At 64.9% G+C, this 24407-nt stretch carries 21 protein-coding genes and 1 tRNA gene (1 of these 22 running past the window's edge); 7 read left to right on the forward strand and 15 right to left on the reverse strand.

All coding sequences use genetic code 11. From position 1 onward, the window contains the following. Positions 1-1698, reverse strand: the 5' portion of a protein-coding gene (locus IEW98_RS13740; protein ID WP_188763697.1) for a CaiB/BaiF CoA-transferase family protein. It extends 549 nt beyond the left edge of the window; the window shows 1698 of its 2247 coding nt (coding positions 1-1698); its start codon is at positions 1696-1698; its stop codon lies beyond the left edge, outside the window. After that, on the reverse strand, positions 1688-2092 hold the full coding sequence (locus IEW98_RS13745) for a GFA family protein (RefSeq protein WP_243450777.1): 405 nt from the start codon (positions 2090-2092) through the stop codon (positions 1688-1690). Before IEW98_RS13745 ends, IEW98_RS13740 begins: the two co-directional genes overlap by 11 nt. Positions 2093-2194: 102 nt before the next feature. Here IEW98_RS13745 and IEW98_RS13750 point away from each other — a divergent pair, with 102 nt between their 5' ends. The 3 genes from IEW98_RS13750 to IEW98_RS13760 all read left to right on the forward strand — a co-directional run bounded on the left by IEW98_RS13750 (position 2195) and on the right by IEW98_RS13760 (position 6086). Next, complete coding sequence (locus IEW98_RS13750) at positions 2195-3625, forward strand: aldehyde dehydrogenase family protein (protein ID WP_188763700.1); 1431 nt, start codon at positions 2195-2197, stop codon at positions 3623-3625. A 271-nt stretch (positions 3626-3896) separates the two neighbouring features. Then, positions 3897-5057 (forward strand): tyrosine-type recombinase/integrase, encoded by a 1161-nt coding sequence (locus IEW98_RS13755; protein ID WP_243450781.1) that lies wholly within the window; start codon positions 3897-3899, stop codon positions 5055-5057. Positions 5058-5882: 825 nt separating this feature from the next. Then, positions 5883-6086 carry a helix-turn-helix transcriptional regulator gene (locus IEW98_RS13760; protein WP_188763704.1) on the forward strand — a complete coding sequence of 68 codons (204 nt, stop codon included), beginning with the start codon at positions 5883-5885 and terminating at the stop codon, positions 6084-6086. A 941-nt stretch (positions 6087-7027) separates the two neighbouring features. On the opposite strand, the gene IEW98_RS13765 is transcribed toward IEW98_RS13760, so the two are convergent. From IEW98_RS13765 to IEW98_RS13790, 6 genes are all read right to left on the reverse strand, one after another. Further along, a tRNA-Lys gene (locus tag IEW98_RS13765) sits at positions 7028-7103 on the reverse strand. Positions 7104-7168: 65 nt separating this feature from the next. Then, positions 7169-8254 carry a rod shape-determining protein RodA gene (gene rodA, locus IEW98_RS13770; RefSeq protein WP_243450778.1) on the reverse strand — a complete coding sequence of 362 codons (1086 nt, stop codon included), beginning with the start codon at positions 8252-8254 and terminating at the stop codon, positions 7169-7171. A 17-nt stretch (positions 8255-8271) separates the two neighbouring features. Continuing rightward, complete coding sequence (mrdA, locus tag IEW98_RS13775) at positions 8272-10278, reverse strand: penicillin-binding protein 2 (protein WP_243450779.1); 2007 nt, start codon at positions 10276-10278, stop codon at positions 8272-8274. After that, complete coding sequence (mreD, locus tag IEW98_RS13780; RefSeq protein WP_188763708.1) at positions 10275-10826, reverse strand: rod shape-determining protein MreD; 552 nt, start codon at positions 10824-10826, stop codon at positions 10275-10277. The genes mrdA and mreD overlap by 4 nt, the downstream gene beginning before the upstream one ends. 37 nt (positions 10827-10863) lie before the next feature. Next, positions 10864-11796, reverse strand: a complete 933-nt coding sequence (locus IEW98_RS13785; protein ID WP_188763710.1) for a rod shape-determining protein MreC — start codon at positions 11794-11796, stop codon at positions 10864-10866. A 124-nt stretch (positions 11797-11920) separates the two neighbouring features. Then, a complete protein-coding gene (locus tag IEW98_RS13790; RefSeq protein WP_188763712.1) occupies positions 11921-12961 on the reverse strand; it encodes a rod shape-determining protein in 1041 nt (346 codons plus the stop codon). 482 nt (positions 12962-13443) lie between these two features. On the opposite strand from IEW98_RS13790, the gene IEW98_RS13795 reads away from it, so the two are divergent. After that, positions 13444-13800: a hypothetical protein gene (locus IEW98_RS13795; RefSeq protein ID WP_188763714.1), complete on the forward strand. Its 357-nt coding sequence runs from the start codon at positions 13444-13446 to the stop codon at positions 13798-13800. A 59-nt stretch (positions 13801-13859) separates the two neighbouring features. Next, on the forward strand, positions 13860-15713 hold the full coding sequence (mutL, locus tag IEW98_RS13800; protein WP_188763716.1) for a DNA mismatch repair endonuclease MutL: 1854 nt from the start codon (positions 13860-13862) through the stop codon (positions 15711-15713). A gap of 80 nt (positions 15714-15793) precedes the next feature. Here mutL and IEW98_RS13805 read toward each other — a convergent pair whose 3' ends face one another. The 7 genes from IEW98_RS13805 to IEW98_RS13835 form a co-directional block, all read right to left on the reverse strand. After that, positions 15794-16498: a hypothetical protein gene (locus IEW98_RS13805; RefSeq protein WP_188763719.1), complete on the reverse strand. Its 705-nt coding sequence runs from the start codon at positions 16496-16498 to the stop codon at positions 15794-15796. A gap of 134 nt (positions 16499-16632) precedes the next feature. Further along, positions 16633-16932, reverse strand: a complete 300-nt coding sequence (locus tag IEW98_RS13810) for an SCP2 sterol-binding domain-containing protein (RefSeq protein WP_188763720.1) — start codon at positions 16930-16932, stop codon at positions 16633-16635. An 80-nt stretch (positions 16933-17012) separates the two neighbouring features. Beyond that, positions 17013-17315 (reverse strand): hypothetical protein, encoded by a 303-nt coding sequence (locus tag IEW98_RS13815; RefSeq protein WP_188763723.1) that lies wholly within the window; start codon positions 17313-17315, stop codon positions 17013-17015. 101 nt (positions 17316-17416) lie between these two features. Continuing rightward, positions 17417-18103, reverse strand: coding sequence for a lipoyl(octanoyl) transferase LipB (lipB, locus tag IEW98_RS13820; protein ID WP_188763725.1), 687 nt, complete (start codon positions 18101-18103; stop codon positions 17417-17419). Next, positions 18103-19233, reverse strand: coding sequence for an epoxide hydrolase family protein (locus IEW98_RS13825; protein WP_188763727.1), 1131 nt, complete (start codon positions 19231-19233; stop codon positions 18103-18105). The genes lipB and IEW98_RS13825 overlap by 1 nt, the downstream gene beginning before the upstream one ends. Further along, complete coding sequence (locus tag IEW98_RS13830; protein WP_188763729.1) at positions 19230-20879, reverse strand: GMC family oxidoreductase; 1650 nt, start codon at positions 20877-20879, stop codon at positions 19230-19232. The genes IEW98_RS13825 and IEW98_RS13830 overlap by 4 nt, the downstream gene beginning before the upstream one ends. A gap of 71 nt (positions 20880-20950) precedes the next feature. Then, on the reverse strand, positions 20951-22198 hold the full coding sequence (locus IEW98_RS13835; protein ID WP_188763731.1) for an NAD(P)/FAD-dependent oxidoreductase: 1248 nt from the start codon (positions 22196-22198) through the stop codon (positions 20951-20953). Between the two features lie 116 nt (positions 22199-22314). On the opposite strand from IEW98_RS13835, the gene IEW98_RS13840 reads away from it, so the two are divergent. Both IEW98_RS13840 and nadA read left to right on the forward strand, forming a co-directional pair. Next, entirely contained in the window at positions 22315-23187 is an 873-nt protein-coding gene (locus IEW98_RS13840; protein ID WP_188763733.1) for an MBL fold metallo-hydrolase, read from the forward strand. 130 nt (positions 23188-23317) lie between these two features. Further along, a complete protein-coding gene (gene nadA / locus IEW98_RS13845) occupies positions 23318-24319 on the forward strand; it encodes a quinolinate synthase NadA (protein ID WP_188763734.1) in 1002 nt (333 codons plus the stop codon). Positions 24320-24407 lie beyond the last annotated feature (88 nt).

Below are 24407 nucleotides of genomic sequence, written 5' to 3' on the forward strand. Positions count from 1 at the left end.
CCCGGCGGGGTCGCCGAGCGCCGCGCGGACGATTGGCTCAGCGAACTGGGCGAGCATGACGTCCGATTGGGCGATGGCGGCATGGCCGCCGCGACTGGTGCGCAGGCGCCGGATGAGCAGCGCGGTGGCGGCGATGGCGCTCATCCGGCCGGCGACATGATCGGGGTAGATGGTGATCGAGTCAGCAAAGCCCTCGGGGTCGCCGGGGTAGCGCCACAGGTCGCTGAGCCCGGTGGCGGCGCGGACCAGCGGGCCATAGCCCATGCGGCGGCTCCAGGGCCCGGTGTTGCCGAAGGCCGAGCTTTCGACAGTGACGATCCCGGGGTTGGCGGCGGTGAGGGTCTCGGGATCGAGGCCGAGCGCTGTGAGGGTGCCGGGCTTGAAGTTCGACAGGATGACATCGGCCTCGGCGACGAGGCGCAGGAAAATCGCCTTGCCGGCGGGGCTGCGTAGGTCGAGGCCGAGGCTGCGCTTGTTGCGGTGGCCGGCAGCAAAACCGGCGGACAGGCAGTAGGAGAGGTGCGACTGGCGGTTGCCATCGGGGAAAGCGCGGCTTTCGAGCTTGACGACGTCGGCGCCCTGGTCGGCGAACAGCCGCCCGGCCTCGGCGCCGACGACGATGATGCCGAGATCGAGGACTTTCAGGCCGGTGAAGGCGTGGCTGTGGCGGGGAGACGCGGGTGGCGGGAAAGCTGCACCGGCGTCGGAAGCGAAAATGCGGACACCGCCGATGGTGATCGGGCCGCCGGGCAGCGGGACGGTGCGGCCATCTGGCAATTGGGCGTCGGCGAACAGGTTGCGGGCGCGGAAGTGCGGGCCTTCGGTAACTTCGGCGAGGGTGGCGATGGCGGCGAGCGGGACGCCGTGCGCTTCGGCTTCGCGTTCGAGATCGGCGCGGCTGCGGGGAGCGAAAAAGGCGGCGATGGCGGGCAGCAGGTCGGGCGATTTATAGCGGACGCCGACCTTGTTAAAGGACGGATCGGCGAAGGCGGCGGGCGCGCCCATCCAGCGGAACAGGCCCTGCCACTGGCGGACGGCGAGGATGCAGATGCGGACATGGCCGTCGGCGCAGGCGATGATCGGGTATTGATAGCCCCTGGGGGGCAGCTCGCGCGGCAGCAGGTGCGCGGGGCGGCCGAGGGTGGCGCTGCCGCCGATGCCGAAGCCGGGATCGAGCGCCTGGACGGCACCGTCGAGCGCTGCGAAATCGAGATGGTCGCCGGTGCCGGTGCGCAAGGCGTGGAGCAGCGAGGCGAGCAGCGCATAGGCGGCCTGGACGGCGGCGCATTGATGGGCGAGGTCGCCGGGGGGAAGGAGCGGCCCGCGACCGGTGATGCCCGAGCGCGAGAGTTCGCCCGACAAGGCGTGGAGGACGGGGCCGGTGGCGGCCCAGTCGCTGAGCGCGTTGCCGGTGCCGAACGGGCTGACTGTCATCGTTACCAGCGCGGGGTTGGCGGCGCGCAGCGCGGCGAGATCGAGGCCGCTGTCGTCGACGATGATATGCGCGGTCGCCAGGCTCGACGCGTCGCCGGATCGCTTGCCGCGATTAGCGACGAGCGCCGTTATCGGGTCGCCGTCATCGGGCACGATGCGCACGACATCGGCGCCGAGGTCGGCGAGATAGCGGGTGATCGGCGCCAGCGGGCCAGTGACGGCATCGACGACGTTGATGCCCGCAAGGGGCGAACTAGCCGGCATTGCGTTCGAACTGCGGCAGCGCGGCGGGAATCTCGACCCACGGCAATTTCATCGACGTCCAGACGTGGAACGCCGGGGCGAGCGCCGCCGGGTCGTCGGCGGTGCCGACCTTGACCGCCGCGATGCCGGGGCTACCGGCGAGCAGCGAACGGATCGGCGAACCGCAATCGCCGCAGAATTCGCGATAGACCGAATTGCCGGTATCGGACCTGGTGTCCTCGAAGGATTCGAGACTGCCTTCGACCGCCATGTCGGACAGCTTGACCACGAGGTTGACCGAATAGATTCTGCCCGACTGCCGCCGGCAGCGCGTGCAATGGCACGCGGCGATGGCCAATGGGCTACCCTCGATGCGGTAGCGAATGGCGCCGCAATTGCATCCACCTTCGATCATCTTCACCCTCTCCAATTGAACTGGCCACGCCGAAACGGCTTTATCTAACGCCATTAGTTTGTAAACCTGCGAGCAAGATCAGGTTTACGAGGATATTGGCACATGACGGCACCCGCGCAGACCCTGCTTTCCATGACGATTGACGGCAAGGGCATTTCCGGCGTAGGGACGTTCCCGGTGCGCAACCCGGCGACGGGCAAGGATTTCGCCTCAGCGCCCGACGCCAGCGCCGCCGACCTCGACCGGGCCGTGGCCGCCGCTGCGCGGGCGTTCGAGTCTTGGAAGCGCGTGCCGATGGCGGAGCGCAAGGCGGCGCTGACCGCTGCGGCCGGCATCATCGACGCCAATGCCGAGGCGCTGGCGACCCTGTTCGTGTCGGAGCAGGGCCGGCCCTATCCGGGGGCATTGGGCGAGATCAAGGGCGCCGCGATGTGGCTGCGCGCCGGCACGATGCTCGATATTCCTGTCGACGTGACCGAGGACAGCGAGACCCGGCGCGTCGAGGTGCATCATGTGCCACTCGGCGTGGTCTGCGCCATCGTGCCGTGGAATTTCCCGGTCCTGCTGGCGATCTGGAAGATCGGCCCGGCGCTGATGGCGGGCAATACAATGGTGCTCAAGCGCTCGCCGTTCACCCCGCTGACGACGCTGCGCATCGGCGAACTGATCCGCGACTGCTTCCCGGCCGGGGTGCTCAACATCATCACCGGCGGCGATGCGCTGGGACCGATGATGACGGCACACAAGGGATTTGCCAAGATCAGCTTCACCGGATCGACCGCGACCGGGCGCCGGGTCATGGAGAGCGCCGCCAAGGATCTGAAGCGCATCACGCTCGAACTCGGCGGCAACGACGCGGCGATCGTGCTCGCCGATGTCGATGTCGGCGCGGTGGCGGCGCAATTGTTCGAAGGCGCCTTCCACAACACGGCGCAGGTCTGCGTGGCGACCAAGCGGCTGTATATCCACGAGGACATTTACGACGAGATGCGCGACCAGTTGCACGCGCTCGCGCTGGCGACGACGGTCGGCGACGGCGCGCAGCAGGGCAATCGTTATGGCCCGGTGCAGAACGAGCCGCAGTATCGCCGGGTGCTCGGATTGATCGACGATGCCCGGCAGCAGGGGCTGGTCTTGCTGCAGGGCGCACCGGTGCCCGAAGTCGGCTATTTCGTGCCGCTCACCCTTGTCGACAACCCGCCCGAGGATAGCCGCGTCGTCGTTAAGGAAGCCTTTGGCCCGGTGCTGCCGCTGCTCAAGTGGAGCAACCTCGACGATGTGGTGCGGCGGGCGAACGACAGCGAATACGGGCTTGCCGGCGCGGTCTGGTCGGCGGATGTCGAGGCCGCCACGGCGATCGCGCATCGGCTTGATACCGGCACGGTGTGGATCAACCAGAATTTGCAGTCGACGCCGTTCACGCCCCTGGCCGGGGCCAAGCAATCGGGGTTCGGGCAGGAGAATGGCCTCGCCGGGCTGCTCGAGTTCACGCGGCCAAAATCGGTATTCATTCCCAAGGTGAATGCGGCCTAGTGGAAGACCCGACCGCATCCGAGGGCAGATACTTATCTCTATGGTGTAAATTGGGAGAATGGTGGACGCACCAGGGTTCGAACCTGGGACCCGCTGATTAAGAGTCTCATGTCAGAGTTGTTTATGGGTGGCGGTGCTGGGCGTTGAGTGGCGATAGTTCGTTGATTCACAATAAGAAAACCAACAGAGACTGTAGATAGACGTTGCGTCCTGTTGCTACCTAATGCTACTTATCCGCTACCTAGAAGCGCGGCGGGGTCGCACTGTGAAGATGAAGCTAACAGTTCGAAGCATTGAGGGCATACAGCCTGCTGCAAAGGACGTGGTCGTTTGGGACAACGAGATTGCTGGCTTCGGTTTGAAGGTTACGCCAGCCGGCAAGCGCACATTTTTGCTGTTCTACCGCACCCGAGACGGCCAACAGCGTAAGCCTAGCATCGGAAGCTGGCCGGCAGTGCGTCCCGAAGCAGCACGCGCGACGGCCAGGCAATGGCTGTCGGAGGTGGCAAAGGGCAGCGACCCGTCAGCCTTAAGGCAGGAAGGGCGGGCCGCGCCAACGATCCACGACCTGTGCGAGCGATATATGTTGGAACACGCCGGCATTCGAAAGAAGGACAGTTCAATCCGAAATGACAGGCGATTGATTGACAGCCACATTCTACCAGCGATTGGCAGCAAGAAGGTGGCTGCTGTGACGCGGGCACACGTATCGGCATTGCACCACAGCATTTCGTCGACGCCCTATGAAGCCAACCGGTGCTTGGCGCTTTTGTCCAAGATGTTCTCACTTGCGGAACGATGGGGACTTCGTCCAGATCACAGCAACCCGGCGAAGAACATCGATCGCTATCGTGAAGAGAAGCGGGAGCGTTTCCTTACGTCGGATGAAGTCATGCGGCTATGGGGCGTACTTCACTCTCCCGATGTCCAAGCCGTGCCCACCAGTGCTATTGCAGCAATCAAGTTGCTGATGCTCACGGGCCGGCGGCTGGGGGAGGTGCTGGCGTTAGAGTGGGCTTGGATCAACTTCAACTCAAAGATGTTGTCACTACCAGATACCAAAACAGGTGCGTTCAAAGTTCCGTTGGGGGACGAGACGCTGGCATTGCTAACCGAACTGAAGGCCTCCCCAGCCGCCGACGCGGTTTATGTGATCCCGGGGCGCTCGGGCAGCAAGCCGCTTGTGAACTTGCAAAAGCCTTGGCGAAAGATTCGTGACCTAGCCGCCCTCGATGAAGTTCGGCTTCACGATTTGCGGCATACCTATGCCAGTGTCGCCGCGTCTTTGGGCTTGAGCTTGCCGATGATCGGTAAGTTGCTGGGACATACACAAGCCGCCACGACCGCCCGATACGCCCACTTGGCAGATGACCCGGTCAAGCTCGCTGCAAACCTTGTCGGCGGAGCGTTCGTAAAGATGACGTCTCAATAAATGATCAGCCCTGTGCGAGTTAAAATTGAAGAAGTATAATGAATACCGTATTGCCGCCAATCGTGCGATTTATCCAAGCGCGTATCTCTCGCCAGTATCACGCTGCTTCTGGACGTAGGTTCTAAGGAAATAACGGGGAGACTAGTCGCCGCCAGATGGATCGAACATGGAGTGGTCTACTTTCCAGCCGAACAAGGGGCCTGACTGCACCCTTCATTGACGGTGGCCGACTCCGGTCAAGTTCCGAATTGTTACATAATAATCACAGTTTGCAACTTGACAATTTACTATTGATAATCGTTCTCAATAAACAGTAATAAAGTGTTCAAAAAGTATTTACCTTTTACCCCCACGAGGCGTAAAAAAAGTAGGTAAGTATAGAACTTCTGAACTCAAGTTCAGAACTAAGCCTCTTTTTATTGACTATGTGTGCGGACGCGATCACGCCCGCACCCGGCGTGTCCTTCTCTCACTGAAACGAATACTTGACTAACGACAATCCAAAGCGGCCGGAGCGGCACCACCAGCCGCCTGTGCGGACGGCGAGGCCAGAGCGGGGCCACCAGCCGCCTGTGCGGACGGCGAGGCCAGAGCGGGGCCACCAGCCGCCTGTGCGGACGGCGAGGCCAGAGCGGTGCCACCAGCCGCCTGTGCGGACGGCGAGGCCAGAGCGGGGCCACCAGCCGTCTGTGCGGACGGCGAGGCCGCGGCGAGGTGGGTAGAGAAAGTAGAAAGTAATAGTTCCGAACTCTTGATCATTATCGATAGGAACAAATATGCGCATGATCTACAACTATCCATTCACAAAGGCATGGAGAGCGAGTGATGACTCTGATCGATACTCTGTTTAACGAGAAGACGACCGCAACTATGTTGAGCGTGGCTCCTGGAACACTTCGCCGGTGGCGCTGGGCGGGCGTAGGGCCGACTTATATCAAAGTCGGCCACGCCGTTCGTTACAAAGCTGCGGCTGTAGACGCCTTCATCGCTTCGGGCACTGTTGTGCCGGGTGTCGCGGGCCTTTCCTGATTGGAAGATGGTATGAGGGCAGGGTCAGTCTTTCTCTGCCGCGTTCTGTGAGCCACTAATGGCCCTGTTTCGCAGCGTCTCAGCCGCCCGAGCTTCTAGCGCGCGTGACATGATGTAGGGAATGACCGCGAAAGCCATAGCCTGCGCTGCTGATGCTGCCTCTTGTACGGCGGATTTTGCGCCGGCCATTCCTGTAAAAAATAGCAATACGCCTATCCCCGAAGAGATTATAGTTACCGTCCACATCAGTTTGTCCCCTTTTAGCGCAATCGCTCGTAACTCTCAGCCTGTTTTCTGCCGCAATAGGCTGCCATTCGCCAATTAGTCAGTCCGCCTTCCGTCCAATCCTGAAAGCACTTACTCAGTGCCCGCGACATTGCACTATTAGCTTGATAGGTGCGCGCGATTGCTCGGTAGTCTGCTGCTCCTTCTTGGCCCTTCTTTATGCAGTACTCCTGCATACGAAAGTTTCCGTCCCACTCTTTTGCGCACAGTTGTTCTGTGTCCCCCGCAGCACCGGCGGAAGAAAATATGAGACCTGACGCTATAATAGCCGCTGCGATACGCCCGTGCATTCATCCATCCCCCGACGTGAGAAGTTGGACCTAGGCTGGATCTCTGATCTGGACAAGGCTTCTACCGTTTCAATAACCTGCTGCCTTCCGTCAACATGATGACATCGGAGGCAGAGCGAAGGCTGGCGCTGTGCCAGCCATGCGGCGCTTCACATTGGCGCAACAGCATCCACCGGCAGCAGGGTAGGGAAACGGCGAAAATTGGACGGGGGCAGGGGCGGGACTGTCGCCACGTCGGCCGAAGTGCCTATGATAAAAGCATAGCACCCTTACCAGCCGCCCGCAACGAACCGTTCCACGCTGCTACTTATTTGCTACCTAGCTTCCAACGACCCCGGCATCATTGCCTCTAAGTCATTGAAAATATGGTGGACGCACCAGGGTTCGAACCTGGGACCCGCTGATTAAGAGTCAGCTGCTCTACCGACTGAGCTATACGTCCCTGCGCAGGAGACTGCGTGGAGGCAGGCTGTTAGCAATGGCACGCCGGGATGTCCAGCGCTTCCATCATGCGTTGGGCAGTTTATTCTGCCGCGCGATGCCCATGATCAGGCCAATCAGGATCATCACCGTCAACATCGCTGATCCGCCGTAACTCACCAGCGGCAGCGGGATGCCGACCACGGGGGCCAGCCCCATCACCATCATCATGTTGATCGCCAAATAGAAGAACAGCGTCGAGGTCAGGCCCAGCGCCAGCAATCGCTGGAATTGCCCGCGCGCCTGCATCGCCGTGATGATGCCCCAGCCCAGGATGATGCCGAAGCCGCCGATGATGAACAGCCCGCCGATCAGCCCCCATTCCTCCGCCATCGTCGCAAAGATGAAATCGGTGTGGAGTTCGGGCAGATAGTCGAGATGGCTTTGGGTGCCGTTGAGAAAGCCCTTGCCCGAGATGCCGCCCGATCCGATGGCGATCTTCGACTGGGTGATATGGTAGCCGGCACCACGCGGATCGGTGGACGGGTCGAGGAAGATCAGCACGCGCTTGCGCTGGTAGTCGTGGAGCATCGACCAGGCCAGCGGCATCGCCGCAAGACCGGCAACCGCTGCACCGAGGAACAGCCACAGTCGCACGCCGGCCAGGAACATGACCACCACGCCGCCGAAGGCGATCGACAGCGCCGTCCCCAAGTCGGGCTGCAGCATGACCAGCGCCGCCGGCACCGCGATCAGCGCCAGCGCCGGAAACAGCGCCGCCGGCCTGGTTTCGTAACCCTTGGGCAGGAAATGATAGAAGCGCGCCAGCACCATGACGACCGCGAGCTTCATGAATTCGGATGGCTGCAGCCGGATGATGCCAAGGTCGAGCCAGCGTTGGCTGCCGCCGCTGACCTGCCCGATCAGTTCGACGCCAATCAGCCCGACAAGCACCGCGCCATAGACACCCCAGGCGTATTTCATCCAGGTATCGGGGCTTATGATCGAGATCCCCAGCGCCATTGCCAGGAACAGGCAGAACCGCAGGCCATGCTTGAGCGCCCATGGCGAAAGCGAGCCGCCGGCGGCCGAATAGAGGATGACCATGCCGAAGCCGGCCAGCCCGATGGTAACGAGCACGATGCCCCATGGCATCCGGCTCAGTTCGCGCATCCACGGCCCGTTGAACATCAGGGCTCGTCGCGCTCGGGTTGCGGCGCATCGGGCGGCGCGATCTCGAACACCGGCGGCGTGACTTCCTCCATGCGCAGCCACGACGGCATCAGCGTCTCGGGCTCGGCAACCGCAGCTGCCTCGACTGCAGCGGCGCGCGCCTCGGCCTCGCGCCGGGCCTTCATTGCCGCCTCGATCGGGATCAACGTCTTCATGGCGCGCTCCGGATCATACAGGAATGTCAGCACGTCGCGCGCGATCGGCCCGGCATAGCGCCCGCCGGCGATACCATGCTCGATGATGACGCTGATCGCATAGCGCGGCTCCTCGGTGGGGGCAAAGGCGACGAACAGCGCATGGTCGCGCTGCTTCCACGGCAACGCCTCGTTGCGCTTGACGCCGGCGCGCCGCTCCGCCGCCGTGATCCGCCGCACCTGTGCCGTGCCGGTCTTGCCGGCGAAATGCACGCCATCGATCGGCGATCGGGCGCCGCGGGCAGTCCCGATGCCCGAATTGATGACGTCGTACATGCCCTGGCGAACGATCTGCAGATGCTCCTCGGGGATGCCCAGCGAGGGAAATTCCGGCGGCGGGCTGCCATCCGTCGGCACCAGCAGCCGGGGCATGACCTCGCGGCCGCTGGCGACGCGCGCCGTCATTACCGCCAGCTGTAGCGGATTGGCGATCAGATAGCCTTGCCCGATCGAGGTGTTGAGCGTCTCGCCGGGATTCCACGGCTTGCCATAGCGCTTGTCCTTCCAGGCGATGTCGGGAACGATGCCGGCGGCCTGGCCCGGCAGCGGCAGCTCGTATTTCTGGCCCAGCCCCATCCGCCGCGCCATCACCGCGATCGCGTCGATGCCGACCTGGCGGCCGAACGCATAGAAATACACGTCGCAGCTTTTGGGCAGCGCCGTGTGCATGTTGACGAAGCCATGGCCGCGCCGGCTGTGGCAATGCCAGGTGTTGTTGCCGAGCCGGTATTTGCCGGAGCAACTGGTCCCGGCGCCGGGCGGCACCCCGGCTGCGAGCACCGCCAGCGAGGTCACCATCTTGAAGGTCGACCCCGGCGGATACAGCCCCATCGCGCTCTTGTTGAGCAGCGGATTATGGTCGTTGTCCTGCAATTCCTTCCACAATTTCGTCGGCACCCGCGTCGAGAAGACGTTGGGATCATAGGCCGGCATCGACACCATGGTCAGCACGTCGCCGGTGACGCAATCGATGACGATGACGCTGGCGCTGTTGTCGCCCAGCCGCCGCGCCGTGAAGCTCTGCAGGTCGCGGTCGATGGTCAGCTTCAGGGTCGCGCCGGGCTCGTCGCCGCGGGTGTCGAGTTCGCGCACCACCTTGCCGCGCGCCGTCACCTCCTCGCGCCGCGCCCCCGCCTTGCCGCGCAGCAGCCGGTCCTCGTGGCGCTCGATGCCGTCCTTGCCGATCCGGAAACCGGGAAAGATCAGCAGCGGGTCCTTCTGCTCCTTGTACTGGTTGGGCGTCGGCGATCCGACATAGCCGAGCAGATGGGCGAAGTGATCGGCATCGGGATAGACCCGGCTGAACGCCTGCACCGGACGCAGCCCCAGCACGTCGGCGACCTTGACATTGAGCCCGGCAAAGGTCGGCCAATCGAGGTCGCGCTTGACCTCGACCGGCATATAGCCCGGCTGGATGGCGATATCGGCGCGGATGCGCAGCTCGTCGTCATAGCTCAGCGCCAGGATACCGCCGAGCGTCTTGAGCACCGCATCGAGATCGCCGATCTGGTCGGGGATCAGCTCGAGCCGGTAGTCGGGCTTGTTGAGCGCCAGCGGCTTGCCGTTGCGATCGACGATCCAGCCGCGCCGCGGCGGGATCAGGCGCAGCTGCACCCGGTTGTCCTCCGACGCCAGCCGGTATTTCTCGCCCTCGAAGATTGACAGCCACGCCATCCGCGTCGCCAGCGCGGCGCCGACGAGCCCCATGCCGCCGCCGAGGAACAGCGCCCGGCGAGTGAAGCCCTGCTGACGAATGGCTTCGTTGCTCACCGCGCCCGGTCCGGCCCAAAGGCGCGGCGCTGGATGCGGGCACAATAGGCCGCCACCAGCGGATAGGCGGCGATGCTGGTCAGCACCTGCCAGCCCAGCGGCAGCAGCGGCACCGGCTTGCCCGCCAGCGCCATCAACTGCCAGGTCAGCACCTCGAAGACGATGACCATCGCCGCCGCCATGCCCCAGTCGAAATTATAGGCATGATGGCCATAACGGTTTTCAAGGACCCGCACGACGCCGGCCGCCGATGCAAACAGCGTCGCATTGACCCCGAGCGGCTGCGCGAAAAGCAGGTCCGCGACCAGCCCAACCAGGAATGCGACCCAAGGCGGCATCAACCCCGGCTGGAAAATGCTCCACACGAACACCCCGAGCAGCGCCAGTTGCGGAAACACCGGCACCGGCACGACCAAAGGCGCCGTCATCACCAGCACCAGCAGCAGCGTGCTCAGCGCCGGGATGCCCATCCGCCAATGGCCCCACCAGTAACGGCGGCGCTCGGCGGCGTCCATCAATCGCCACGGCGGCGCGTTGCGGTTCATCATGTGCCGGCGGTCATGGCTGCGGCTTCGCAGCGGGAAATCACGACTGCGGCTTTGCTGGCGACGCCTTGCCCTGGCGCGCCTCGATCGGTACCGGCGCGTCGAGGGCAGGGGGCGCGTCGACCACCGGCAGCGGCAGATAGGCTGCCTCGACCAGCACATATCCGGCACCGACGGGCGAGGCGGCCGTGCGGATCTGCGGCGGTTCCCCGATCGAGATGATCATTCCCACCGGAATGCCGGGCGGAAACACCCCGCCATCGCCCGACGTCACCAGCGTGTCGCCGACCATCAGCGGCACATCGGCGCCCACCCGGTCCTGCATCACCAGGTTCGGCGTATTGCGTCCCACCGCCAGCGCTGCCTCGCCGGTGCGCGTCACCACCACCGGCACCCGGCTACCCGGATCGGTCAGCAGCAGCACCCGCGCCGACAGCGCGCCCGCCTCGATGGTCCGCCCGATCAGTCCATCGGCACCGATCACCGGCAGCCCCGGCCCGACGCCGTCGCCGCGCCCGGCAGCGATCATCGCCGACCGCACCACCGAACCCGACGTCGCCGACACGATTCGCGCCGTCGCCACCACGCGCCGCGCCGGATCGCGCACCTTGTCCAGCTTGCGCAGCGACGCCAGTGCCCGGCGATCGGCGGCGGCGCGCTGCAGGTCGGCCTTGGCCTCGGCCAGTTCGGCCTCCATCGCGCGGTTGCGGCTGACCGCGCCCAGATAGTCGCCGGCCCAGGAGATTGCCCGCCCGGCGCCATCGAACGGTGCCCGCACCACGCTCCACACCGGCGTCGTCAGGTCGAGCATCACGCCGCGCATTCGCGCCGCCCCGTCGGGATTGACCCGCGCCACCAGCAACAGCACCAGTCCGCCGGCGATCACCGCGCCCGACACGACCGCCCCCACGAGGGCGAGGTTCTGCTCGCGGCGCATGGCGCTCGATCGTCTCGGCGCGGGCGTCCAGTCCATTTCCTGCCTTCTGCGAGCCCAGTCCGGGCTCTTGCTGGACACAATTAAACGCCGTGCCCACCACGTTGCATAGCGTCTCGGCGATTTTGCGCCAGCCGCGTTACATCCGCGCCGCGATCGGCCCTTAAGCCGTCGTCAGCACGCCGCGGTACATCGGATCCTCGAGCGCCCGCCCGGTGCCGATCGCCACGCACGTCAACGGGTCCTCGGCAACGGTCACCGGCAACCCGGTGGCCTCGCGCAGCACCACATCGATATCGCGCAGCAGCGCGCCGCCGCCGGTCAGCACGATGCCCTGGTCGACGATATCGGCGGCGAGTTCGGGCTGGGTATTCTCCAGCGCGGCGCGGACGCCCTCGACGATCGTCGCGACGGGTTCGGCCAGCGCATCGGCGATCTGCGCCTGGTTGATGGTGATTTCCTTGGGCACGCCGTTCATCAGGTCGCGGCCCTTGATCTCGAGCGTCATGCCGATGCCGTCGGCCGGCGGCTTGGCGGTGCCGATTTCCTTCTTGATGCGCTCGGCGGTCATCTCGCCGATCAAAAGGTTATGGTTACGCCGCACATAGGAGACGATCGCCTCGTCCATCTTGTCGCCGCCGACGCGCACCGATGTCGTGTACGCCAGCCCGCGCAGGCTGAGCACCGCGACTTCGGTCGTGCCGCCGCCGATATCGACGACCATGGAGCCGATCGGCTCGGTCACCGGCATGCCCGCGCCGATCGCCGCCGCCATCGGCTCCTCGATCAGATAGACCTGGCTGGCGCCGGCGTTGTTGGCGGCGTCGCGGATGGCGCGCTTCTCGACGCTGGTCGATCCCGATGGCACGCAGATGACGATCTCGGGGAAGCGCGGCAGCCGCGACGTGTGCACCTTGGCGATAAAATATTTGATCATCTTCTCGGCGATGTCGATGTCGGCGATGACACCATCGCGCAAGGGGCGGATGCATTCGACGTTGCCGGGCGTCTTGCCCATCATCAGCTTGGCTTCGCTGCCAACGGCCTTGACCGTCGTCGTGCCGCGGATGGTCTCGATGGCAACGACCGATGGCTCGTTGAGGACGATGCCGCGTCCGCGGACATAAACGAGCGTATTGGCGGTGCCGAGGTCGATCGCCATATCCTGGCTGAGAAACGAGAACAAACGGTTGAACAACGACATTGGGGCGGGGACCCGATCTGGGGCAAAAGGGGAGTTGCGGAGACGCACGCGTGTACCACCGCGTTTGGCGGGATTCCCCGGCCGTTGCAAGGCGCGCTGATGCGCAGGCGGTCCGAATTCACGCAGCGGTCGTTCATCTGCGACAGACCGCTTGCCTGCCGCGCCGCGCCGAAAAAATCGGGCGCGAGAACTATTCTCCGGAAATAGCCGGTTAAGAACGTTTTCGTACCGAAACTATATGAATTATTTGTCGCATTTGTCGTCATTGTGCACTTTTACGGATGACGGGTCCGTGCTCGATCTGGTAACATTCGTCAAATCCAAATGCCGCAGCCGAAAGATAGTAGGTGAAAGTCGGCTGGATAGTTGGGGAAGGGGGAATTGTTGTGACGAAGCACGCGGTGGTCCAACATGGTCTGGTCTGGCCCCGTAACAGCCTGCGGACGGTTTGGTGCGTTGCAGCATTTCTTTTGGCGAATGTTATGCTTGTAGCGTCGGCCGACGCTGCCGTCACCACCGCGCGCCCAGCCACGGAGACCGAAGCGGCAGCGCACGCCCGGGATACATCGCCGGCCGACAGGCCGTTCATCCCCGCCGAGAGCGACAGCGGTGCATTCCTGATTACCTTCCCGGCTCCTGACCTCGCCGATGGCGCGATCGCCGGCGGCTGGAAGATCGGCTTCGTCCAGATCGCCGCGCTCGGCCTTGCCCTGCTCAGCCTCGTTGTCTTCATCCGCCGCCGCCAGCGCCGCCGCATCGGCTGGGGGGTCCTGCCCGAACGCTCGCACCCGACGCGCCCGGTCAATCTGATGCCCGGCAGCGAAGACTCCGCCTTTTGATCGCACGCCGTTTCACCGCCTCAGGTGACTCCACCCCGATCGAAGCCTAGACCGGCTCCGTGCCTCTCATCCGCCGCCTTCCCGATACTCTCGTCAACCAGATCGCGGCGGGCGAGGTGGTCGAACGCCCCGCGGCGGCGCTCAAGGAACTTGTCGAAAACGCGCTTGATTCGGGCGCGCGCCGCATCGTAATCGATCTCGAAAACGGCGGCATCGACCATATCTCGGTCACCGACGACGGCTGCGGCATGGACCCCGAACAGCTCCGCCTCGCCGTCGAACGCCACGCCACTTCGAAACTCCCCGATGGCGACCTGTCGGTCATCACCACCCTCGGCTTTCGCGGCGAGGCACTGCCCTCAATCGCCAGCGTCGCGGTGCTGTCGATTACCAGCCACACGGGCACCAACCATACAGGCTCAGGCGCCACCGGCTGGCGCCTGGTCATCGACAATGGCCGTCTGGTCGAGGACGGCCCGGCCGCCGCTCCGCCCGGCACCCGCGTCGCCATCGACAATCTGTTCGCCGCCGTTCCCGCGCGCCGCAAGTTTTTAAGGTCCGAACGCTCAGAACTCGCCGCTTGCCTCGATGTCGTCCGCCGCCTCGCCATGGCCCGTGCCGATGTCGCCTTCGAACTTCGGCATGGCACGCGCGGCGGCGCCCCCCGGCGGTTGCTGTCGGTCGCTGCCGGCATGGACGCCAGCCCGGTATCGCTGGTGGCGCGGCTCGCGGCGCTGCTCGGCCCCGATTTTGCCGACAATTCGGTGCCCATCGATCTCGATCGCGGCTTTGCCGACAGCAACGAAACCGAACAGCGCATCGGCCTCGGCGGGCTGGCGGCGATCCCGACCTACAATCGCGGCATCGCCGACCATCAATATCTGTTCGTCAACAATCGCCCGGTAAAGGACCGCCTGCTCGTCGGCGCGCTGCGCGGTGCCTATCAGGATCTGCTTGCCCGCGATCGCCACCCGGTCGCCGCGCTGTTCCTCACCGTCCCGCATGATTTCGTCGATGTCAACGTTCACCCGGCCAAGACCGAAGTGCGCTTCCGGGATGCCGCCCTTGTCCGCGGCCTCATCGTCTCGGGCCTGCGCCGTGCGCTGGATGCCGCCGGCCACCGCGCCTCGACGCATGTTTCCGCCGCCGCGCTCGGCGCTTTCGCCGTCCCGGACTTTGCGGCGGCCGCGCCCCAATATGCCTGCGCAGCCGGCTGGGGCGATGCAAGTCTCGCCGAGCCGCCGCGGCTGTTCACCGAATTTCCGCCGGCGTTCGTCAGCCCGGACAGCGGGCTCTCGGCGCCGACGCATTTCGCCGCCCCCGCTGCCGCCAGCCATCCATTAGGGGCGGCGCGCGGGCAAATCGCCAACACCTATATCGTCGCCGAAACCGAGGACGCGCTGATCCTCGTCGACCAGCACGCCGCCCATGAACGCCTGACCCTCGAGCGCATGAACGCCGCGCTGGGCAAGGGTGCTGTCGCCTCGCAGGCGCTGCTCATCCCGCAACTCGTCGAGCTCGATGAAATCGCCGCCGGCCGCATCGCCGATCGCGCTACCGAGCTCGCCGAACTCGGCCTCGAGGTCGAAGCCTTTGGCCCGGCGAGCATTCTCGTCCGCGCCACGCCGGCGCTGCTCGGCCCCACCGATGCAGTCGCGCTGGTCCGCGATCTCGCCGACGACCTGTCGGCATGGGGCCGCGCCGTGACGCTGAAGGAACGCCTCGATTCGATCGCCGCGACCATGGCTTGCCACGGCTCGGTCCGCGCCGGCCGCGTGCTGTCGATCGCCGAAATGAATGCGCTGCTGCGCGAGATGGAGGTCACCCCTCATAGCGGCCAGTGCAATCATGGCCGCCCGACCTGGGTTCGCCTCGCCCGCACCGACATCGAAAAACTCTTCGGTCGCCGCTAGCCTTGTCCTCCCCCTAGAGGGGGGAGGCGAGAGACGCGCCCTTGCGCGGCCCGGGTGGGGGTGTCTCCCCGCGCCGAAAATTACATAGCCGAAATATCAGGCAACAAAATTAAATCCACCGGCCGCATCGCCAGCGCCGGCGACAAGGGGATCTCGCCCAGCGAAGCCCGGATCTCCGGATTGCGCAGCATCGCGATCGGACCCATCTTGCCGCGCGGTGTCGCCAGCACGTCCTTGCCAACGACGCCGGCCACGGCGCAGAACGTATATTGGGCGTCGAGCGTCGAATAGCTGTTGTACGTCCGCGTCGTATAAACGTCGAAATTGTTGAGCGCCTTGGCGCCGTCATAGCGCTTGAAATGCGCGATCATGGTTTTTTGCGCCTTCGACAGTTCGTCGGAATGCTGCTTGAGCATGGCATTGTAGGTCTTGACCGTCGCCAGGTAGTTCGAGAACTGGCACTGCAAGGCAGCGACATTGAGCGCGGCGCGCATGTTCCAGATCGCATTGGCCTCGGTTTCGGCCGGCGTCAGCGTTCGCAGTTCGATCGCCTTGGGCACCATGAAGCCGCCCTTCTTCACCGGCAGCGCCGGGACCGACGACGGCAGGGTACCAAGCGGCAAATTGGCGGGATTCAGCGCCGGCGTTCCGGCAGCCGGGGTCGCCGGTCGCGGCGGCAGCGCCGTGCCTGTACCGACCGGCCGCGTTGTCGTCTGGGCGGAAACCGGGAGCAGGGGCGACAAAACCAGCAAAAAAGCTGCCGGAATCGACAAACGATACTGCATTTGGGGAAAATCTCCGCTTCGATCGTATGACAGACCGGGCATAGCCTTGCCACACCCGGTCCGCCAGTGTCTTGCGACAGGAATCGCGAAGCCAAGCAATTTCGCCCTGAACCGGCTGGTCCAAGGCGCCCGGATCAGCCGAGAATGCTGCCCAGCTGCAACGCCACCGACATGTCGCCTTCGACCTTCAGCTTGCCCATCATGAATGCCATCTGGGCATTCTGCTTGCCGCTGGCGATCTCGGTAAAATCGGCCATCGACACCTTGACGGTGCAATCGGTCGGCGCCGCTTCATTGTCGACAATCGCCGGCGACACCGTGTCGTCGATGCGCACCAGGCCATCGCTGCCGAAATCGAACTTTACCGACTTCTTGAAATTACCGCCCGCACCGATCCGGGTCTTCATCTGGTCGGTGATTGCATCGAGGCTCATATGTATTCCTTCCCCAAGTCCAAAAAAAAGGGCCGCCTTGCGGCGACCCTTTCCTAACCGTTCAGACGGCGATGTCGAGACTACTTGGTCTCGGTCGTCGTGGTATCGGTGGTGGTCGTCGTCGTCGCAGCAGCGTCAGCGGCTGGTGCAACGGCGTCGGTGGTGCCAGCGGCCATTGCGTCGGCTGCAGGTGCATCGACGGCAGGAACGGTGGCATCGGTCACCGGAGCGGCCATTGCGTCTTCGAGAGGCGCTTCGGTCGTGGTGGTCGTGGTATCCGTTGCGGTGGTGGTTTCCGCAGCTTTTTCGCCGCAAGCGACGACGAGCAGGGCAGCACCGGCAACGAGGGCGGCGGTCTTCAGCTTCGAAACGATGTCAGCCATGTTAAACTCCTTCAGATGAATCCTGGACCCAGGACAAGTTGGGCCGGCGATCGATTATTATCCCCCAACCGAGGTAGACATTAGCAGAAATCCACGCGCCCTCAAGCGCCATTCATGCTGGCGACATTTTTGAGCGGCAAGGTGCTATTCCGCGCCTGGAGCGTTCCAACGGCGTCGAGCATGCCCAGCAGGTGCCGGCGCAGGGCCAGATCAAGCGCCGAAAGGCGGTTTTCGCCGTTGATTTCCGCCAGGCTGGTCACCGGGTCGGCCAGTCCGCACGGCAGGATGCCCTGAAAATGCGACAGGTCAGGGGCGACGTTGACCGAGACCCCATAAAAACTCACCCAGCGCCGCACCCGCACGCCGATCGCGGCGATTTTCGCCGGGCTATCCCCGGTCCATACCCCGACCTTGCCATCGATCGTCCGCGCCGAAACGCCGAAGTCGCCCAGTGCCGCGATGATCCAGCCCTCGAGCGCACCGACGAACCTGCGGATATCGCGGCCGCGCCGATCGAGATCGAGCAGCACATAGACGACCCGCTGTCCCGGCCCGTGATAAGTATGCTTGCCGCCGCGCCCGACCGCATACACCGGGAAGCGATCCGGCATCAGCAGGTCGCCGGCCACCGCGCTGGTGCCGGCGGTGTAAAGCGGCGGGTGTTCGACCAGCCAGATCAGTTCTTGGGCTGTGCCCTCGCGGATCGCTGCGGCCCGCGCCTCCATCGCCGCGACCGCCGCCGGATAGTCGAGCAACCCTGGCTCGACCCGCCATTCGGGCACCTCCATCACAGCGCCGCGACGAACGCCCGCAGGTCGCCGAGGAACAGCTCGGGTTCCTCGAGGCTGGCAAAATGCCCGCCGCGCGGCATGTCGGTCCAATGCACGATATTATAGCCGCGCTCGACCACCGCGCGCGGCGGGAACGCCAGCAGGTCATGCGGGAAACTGGCCACCCCGACCGGTACCTCGATCCGCCGCCCGTCCGGAATCGAAAACCCGCCCTCGAGGAACATGCCGCGATACAGCCAGGTCGCCGTCAGGAAACTCCGCGTCGTCAGGTAGATCATGATGTTGGTCAGCATCGTGTCCATCGGATACGGCGGGTCGCCCACCCCTGCCGACACATCGGACCAACCCGAAAACTTCTCCGAAAACCACGCCGCGACGCCCATTGGCGAATCCATCATGGCAAAGCCCAGGCTCTGCGGCTTGGTGCCCTGCAACTGGAGATACGCCGTCTCGGCATCCCGCGTGGCCAGCGCCTTTTGCAGCCACGCACCCTGCTCGGGTGTCTCCGGCGCCATGTTCCCCGGCCGCAGCCCAAACCCGTTCAGATGCACCGCCTCGACGCGCTTGCTGTCGAGCCCCATCCAGCCGCCGATCACCGATCCCCAGTCGCCCCCCTGATAGACGAACCGGTCGTATCCCAGCCGCGCCATCAACCTGTCGTACAGTCCGGCCACCGCGCGCGGTCCCAACGGGTTTTTCGGCCGGTCCGACCAGCCATAGCCGGGCAGCGACGGCGCTACGACATGGAACGCCGGCATCGCCGCATCCTCGGGCTCGGCCAGCCGCTCGATGATCGCGTCGAACTCGACGATCGACCCCGGCCAGCCATGCGAGATCAGCAGCGGCCGCGCATCCGCCCGCGTCGAACGCCGGTGAATCGCATGCAGGCTGAAGCCATCCTCGACCTCCACGCGCATCTGCGGATGCCGGTTGAGCCCCGCCACCGCCGCCGGCCAGTCATATTCCTCGAGCCAATACGTCCGCAGCCGCTCCATGTAGTCGCGGTTGGCGCCATGCTTCCAGCCTGCGTCTTCCGGCTCCTCGAAGAATCGGAACGCCCCGACCCGCGACCGCACCAGCGCCATTTCGAGCGCATTGACGGGGATCTCGAACGGCGTAATCGTCAAGCCGCAATCCCCAGCTTGCGCTCCAGCGTCCGCCGCTCGGCGATCAGGTCCGCCGCCTTCTCGCCGATCATGATCGTCGGCGCATTGGTATTGCCCGAAACCAGATACGGCATCACCGACGCATCGACGACCCGCAGCCCCTCGACGCCATTGACCCGCAGCCGCCCATCGACCACCGCGCGCTCGTCGATGCCCATCCGGCAGGTGCCGACCGGGTGATAGATCGTCTCGCCCCATTCGCGCATCGCCGCCACCAGCCCCGGGCGATCGGTAACCCCCGGCCCCGGCCAGGTTTCCGCCTTGCGGAACGCATCAAACGCCGGCTGCCGGCCGATCTCGCGCGCCATCTCGACACCGCGTGCCAGCGTCTCGACATCCTCCGGCGCGCTCAGATACTGCGGATCGATCGCCGGCGGCGCCAGCGGATCGGGCGACGCCAGCCGGATCGTGCCCCGGCTCTCGGGTCGCAGCTGGCAGACGTGCATCTGGTACCCATGCTGCGCGCTCATCGTGCCGCGCCCGTGCGGCGCGCCCTTCACCGGCATGAAGTGGATCTGCAGGTCGGGCGCCGCCAGCCCCTCGCGGCTCGACAGGAACGCCCCCGTCGGCGTCGGCATATGCGCGCCATTCCCCGTCTTGCCGAACACCCATTTGCCCAGCGCCATCATCTTGTGGGCAAAACTCGCGTTCGAATTGAGCGTCACCGGTTGCGAGCATTCCCATTGCACGATCATGTCGAGATGGTCCTGCAGATTACCCCCCACATCGGCGCTGTCATGCACCACCGGAATGCCCATTGCCTTCAGGTGCGCCGCCGGGCCGATCCCGGACAGCAGCAGCAATTGCGGCGAATTCACCGCCCCGCCGCACAGGATCACCTCGCGTGCCAACGCCGTTTCCGCCCGGCCGCCGCGCTTGTAGGCGATCCCCGTCGCGCGCTTGCCCTCGAAGGTCACCCGCTCGACCTGCACGCTGTCGCGGATCTCGAGGTTGCTGCGCGCCTTCACCGCCGGCGTCAGATACGCCTTTGCCGCCGAGAACCGCTGGCCGTCCTTGATCGTCGCGTCATAGAACCCGGCGCCCTCGAACTGCGGCCCGTTGAAATCATCGGTGCGCTTGTACCCGGCCTCCTGCGCCGCCTTCAGGAACACATCGTTGAGCACATGCGGCAGCGCCCCCTTGCGTGACGTATGCAGCGGGCCATCGGCGCCGTGGAAATCGCACGCCCCGCGCTCGCTGCTTTCCGCCTTGCGGAAATACGGCAGCACATCGGACCAGCCCCACCCCGTCAGCCCCAATTGCGACCAGCGGTCGTAATCGCTCGAATGGCCGCGAATATAGACCATGCCGTTGATCGACGACGATCCGCCCAGCGCCCGGCCGCGCGGCCAGTACATCTTGCGGTCGCCCATCTCCTTTTGGGGAACGGTCCAGAATCCCCAGTCGAACGGGCTGGCTTTCTCCGGCGGGATGATCTGCGCGATGCCGGCCGGCATTTGGATCATCATCGAATTGTCCTTGCCGCCGGCCTCGATCAGCAGCACCCGCGTGCCCGGATCCGCCGACAGCCGGTTGGCGAGCACGCACCCCGCAGACCCCGCGCCAACGATGATAAAGTCCCACACTTCACGGCCCGCATTGTTCACCGGCAAACTCCCCAGAATGACGTTTGCGCCAGCCTAGCGCACCCGACCCGAACTGGAAACGGCGCAAAGTGTCAGCCCGCCGGATGATGCGCCTTCAGCGCCGTCGCCGCATCCGCCAGCACGTCGGCCGCCACGACAATCCCCTGCTCCACCAGCAGCTTGCCCTGGACATAATCCTTCACCGCATTGACGCAATCGAGCGCAATCACCCGCCCATCCTTCAGATACACCACGCTGAACGACCGCGCCGCCACATCGCCGCGCAACACGGCCCGATCATGCCCGATCGACAGCCCCACCGTCTGCAGTTTCAAATCATATTGGTTCGACCAGAACCACGGCACCGCATGATAGGGCCTGGGCGCGCCGGTCAGCAGCCGCGCCACCGTTGCCGCCTGGTCATTGGCGTTCTGCACCGATTCGACCCGGATATGCGCCCCGCCGGCAAAACCATTGTCGTGCGCCGCACAGTCCCCGATCGCGAACACGTCGGGCAACGACGTCCGGCAATGATCGTCGACATCGACTCCCCCCGGCGCCGAATCGCCGCCCTCGGCACCCGCCGCGAGCAACGCCGCCACCGCCGGCACGATGCCGATGCCGACGATCACCATCTCTGCCGGCACGATCTCACCCCCGGCCAGCATCACGCCGCTAGCCCGGCCATCTTCGCCCAGCACCGAAACCACCGTCACCCCGGTCCGCACCTCGACGCCGTGCGCCCGGTGCTCGGCCTCATAGAATTCCGACAGGACCGGCCCCGCCACGCGCGCCAGCACGCGCGGCTGCGCTTCGAGCACGGTCACCGCCTTGCCCAGCTTCGCCAGCACCGCCGCCGCCTCCAGCCCGATATACCCACCCCCGATGATCGCCACCCGCGTCGTCGCACCCAGCTCGGTCTTCAACACCTCGACATCGGCGCGCGTCCGGATGCCATGCACGCCGGCCAGGTCATGCCCGAGGCAACTCAGCCGCCGCGGGCTGCCCCCCGTCGCCCATACCAGCGCGCCATAGCCAAAATGCTCGCCGCCATCGGTAAACACGACATGCCCGTCCGCATCGACCCGCGTCACCTGCCGCCCGGTCAGCATCACCACGTTGCGGTCGACCCAAAAACTCTCCGGCCGGATCAGCATTCGCTCGAACGCCTTGTCGCCGCTCAGGAAATCCTTCGACAGGGGAGGACGCTCGTAAGGCAATTCCGGCTCCTCGCCGATGATGGCGATCGAACCGGCATACCCCAACTGCCGCAATTGCACCGCGGTCTGCGCCCCACCATGGCCGGCTCCCACGATGACGACATCGAACCGCTCACTCACACATCTTCCCCACAAACCTGCCTGCGGCCTATAGTCTTTGGCACCTGCGGGCAACGCCGCGAACCCCTCACTTCCGCGCCCTTCACATCCACCCCGCACAATGCCACATCTGCGTCATGGAACTCGACCAACACCCCGACGCGGCTGCCTGGGGCCATCTCGTGCCGCGCACACCGCTGGTCCGCCGGCTGCTCGCCCACAACCCGTCGCCGTTCACCTACACCGGCACCGGCACTTTCGTGGTCGGGCATGGCATCGTCGCCGTCATCGATCCGGGCCCCGCCGACCCCGATCACATCGCCGCGCTGATCCATTCGCTCAAGGGCGAGACCGTCAGCCACATCGTCATCACCCACACCCATATGGACCACAGCCCGGCCGCCCCGGCGCTCCAGGCGGCGACCGGTGCGATCATCACCGGCTGCGTGCCGCTGGTCCTCTCCGACGACGGCCCCCGCGCCGACGCCGGCTTCGACCCGACCTATGCCCCCGATCGCGTCATGGCCGAAGGCGACAGCGTGTCGGGACCCGGCTGGACACTCACCGCGCTCGCCACCCCCGGCCACACCTCGAACCACCTCTGCTTCGCCTTCCCCGAGGAAAAGGCGCTGTTCACCGGCGATCACGTCATGGGCTGGTCGACCACCGTCGTCGCGCCCCCGGACGGCGACATGGCGGCGTACATGGCGTCGCTGCGCAAATTGCTCGACCGCGACGACGTCATCTACCACCCGACCCACGGCGAGCCGGTCACCGATCCGCAGCGCTTCGTCCGCGGCCTCATTACCCACCGCAAGCAACGCGAAAACCAGATCCTCAAGCTGCTCGGCGAAGGCCCCCACACCATCCCGGCGATGGTCGCGGTCATGTACGCCAAGGTCGACGCCCGTCTCCACCCCGCAGCCGGCCGCTCGGTCCTCGCCCATCTGATCGACCTGAGGAACCGCGACACAGTCACCGACACCAACAACGAGTGGCGCCTGATCTAAACACCTCTCCCCTCGAGGGAGAAGTCGGACTCGCGCCTTCGCGAGCCGGGAGAGGGGGCCTTCCTCCCACAAAAGGGTGACGAACCCCCCCACACCTTCTATATCGCCGAAAAGCCCCGGAGCACCCCGCATGGACGCACGCCTCAATCCTTTCGGCCCCCGAAACGCCCTCGCCGGTCTCGACCTCAAGGCCGAGATCAACCGCCTGCGCAAAGAAAAAAACGCCGTAATTCTCGCGCATTATTACCAGGACCCGGCATTGCAGGACATCGCCGATTTCGTCGGCGACAGTCTCGACCTGTCGCGCAAGGCCGCAGCCACCGAAGCGGAAGTCATCGCCTTCTGCGGCGTCAAATTCATGGCCGAAGTCGCGAAAATCCTGTCCCCCAACAAGATCGTCGTCCTCCCCGATCTCGCCGCCGGCTGCAGCCTCGAGGATTCATGCCCGCCGGAGGATTTCGCACGCTTCCGCCGCGCCCATCCCGATCACATCAGCCTGACCTACATCAACTGCTCAGCGGCGGTGAAAGCCGAAAGCGACATCATCGTCACGTCGAGTTCGGCCGAAAAGATCATCAACCAGCTCCCCGCCGACCAGAAAATCCTGTTCGCCCCCGACAAGCATTTGGGCGCCTGGCTCAACCGCAAGACCGGCCGCGACATGCTGCTCTGGGACGGCACCTGCATCGTCCACGAGAAATTCTCGGTAACCGAATTGCTCAAGCTGAAGGCGCAGCACCCCGCCGCGCCGGTTCTCGCGCACCCCGAATGCCCCGCCGCGATCCTCGACCTCGCGCATTACATCGGCGCCACCAGCGGCATCCTCGACTACGCCCTCAATAGCCCCGAACAGACGGTCATCGTCGCCACCGAGCCCAACATCATCCACCAGATGCAGCTGAAGGCCCCCCACAAGACCTTCATCGGAGCCCCCGGCGCCGACGGCAATTGCGGCTGCAACACCTGCCCCTACATGGCGCTCAACACGATGGAAAAACTCTACATCGCGCTGCGCGACCTCAGCCCCCGCATCGAAGTCCCCGAAGACGTCCGCATAAAGGCCAAGATCAGCCTCGACCGCATGCTCGAAATGGCCGGCAGGGTCTCCGCCTCCCCCGTAAAAGGCGACTAGCTTCCTTCCCCTCTCCCTCGACGGGAGAGGCGAGAGACGCCCCTTGGCGGCCCGGGTGAGGGTGGTCCTCCGTGCAGAAGAAAGCCAA

It is taken from the genome of Sandarakinorhabdus glacialis, from assembly GCF_014643455.1.
In the GTDB taxonomy this organism is placed as follows: domain Bacteria; phylum Pseudomonadota; class Alphaproteobacteria; order Sphingomonadales; family Sphingomonadaceae; genus Sandarakinorhabdus; species Sandarakinorhabdus glacialis.

Bases quoted from the DNA above. Each gene is read 5' to 3' on its own strand.
- IEW98_RS13745 (WP_243450777.1), bottom strand. From the start codon at position 2,092: ATGATCGAAGGTGGATGCAATTGCGGCGCCATTCGCTACCGCATCGAG.
- IEW98_RS13750 (WP_188763700.1), top strand. From the start codon at position 2,195: ATGACGGCACCCGCGCAGACCCTGCTTTCCATGACGATTGACGGCAAG.
- IEW98_RS13755 (WP_243450781.1), top strand. From the start codon at position 3,897: ATGAAGCTAACAGTTCGAAGCATTGAGGGCATACAGCCTGCTGCAAAG.
- IEW98_RS13760 (WP_188763704.1), top strand. From the start codon at position 5,883: ATGACTCTGATCGATACTCTGTTTAACGAGAAGACGACCGCAACTATG.
- rodA (WP_243450778.1), bottom strand. From the start codon at position 8,254: ATGCGCGAACTGAGCCGGATGCCATGGGGCATCGTGCTCGTTACCATC.
- mreD (WP_188763708.1), bottom strand. From the start codon at position 10,826: ATGATGAACCGCAACGCGCCGCCGTGGCGATTGATGGACGCCGCCGAG.
- IEW98_RS13785 (WP_188763710.1), bottom strand. From the start codon at position 11,796: ATGGACTGGACGCCCGCGCCGAGACGATCGAGCGCCATGCGCCGCGAG.
- IEW98_RS13790 (WP_188763712.1), bottom strand. From the start codon at position 12,961: ATGTCGTTGTTCAACCGTTTGTTCTCGTTTCTCAGCCAGGATATGGCG.
- IEW98_RS13795 (WP_188763714.1), top strand. From the start codon at position 13,444: ATGCTTGTAGCGTCGGCCGACGCTGCCGTCACCACCGCGCGCCCAGCC.
- IEW98_RS13805 (WP_188763719.1), bottom strand. From the start codon at position 16,498: ATGCAGTATCGTTTGTCGATTCCGGCAGCTTTTTTGCTGGTTTTGTCG.
- IEW98_RS13810 (WP_188763720.1), bottom strand. From the start codon at position 16,932: ATGAGCCTCGATGCAATCACCGACCAGATGAAGACCCGGATCGGTGCG.
- IEW98_RS13815 (WP_188763723.1), bottom strand. From the start codon at position 17,315: ATGGCTGACATCGTTTCGAAGCTGAAGACCGCCGCCCTCGTTGCCGGT.
- lipB (WP_188763725.1), bottom strand. From the start codon at position 18,103: ATGGAGGTGCCCGAATGGCGGGTCGAGCCAGGGTTGCTCGACTATCCG.
- IEW98_RS13840 (WP_188763733.1), top strand. From the start codon at position 22,315: ATGGAACTCGACCAACACCCCGACGCGGCTGCCTGGGGCCATCTCGTG.
- nadA (WP_188763734.1), top strand. From the start codon at position 23,318: ATGGACGCACGCCTCAATCCTTTCGGCCCCCGAAACGCCCTCGCCGGT.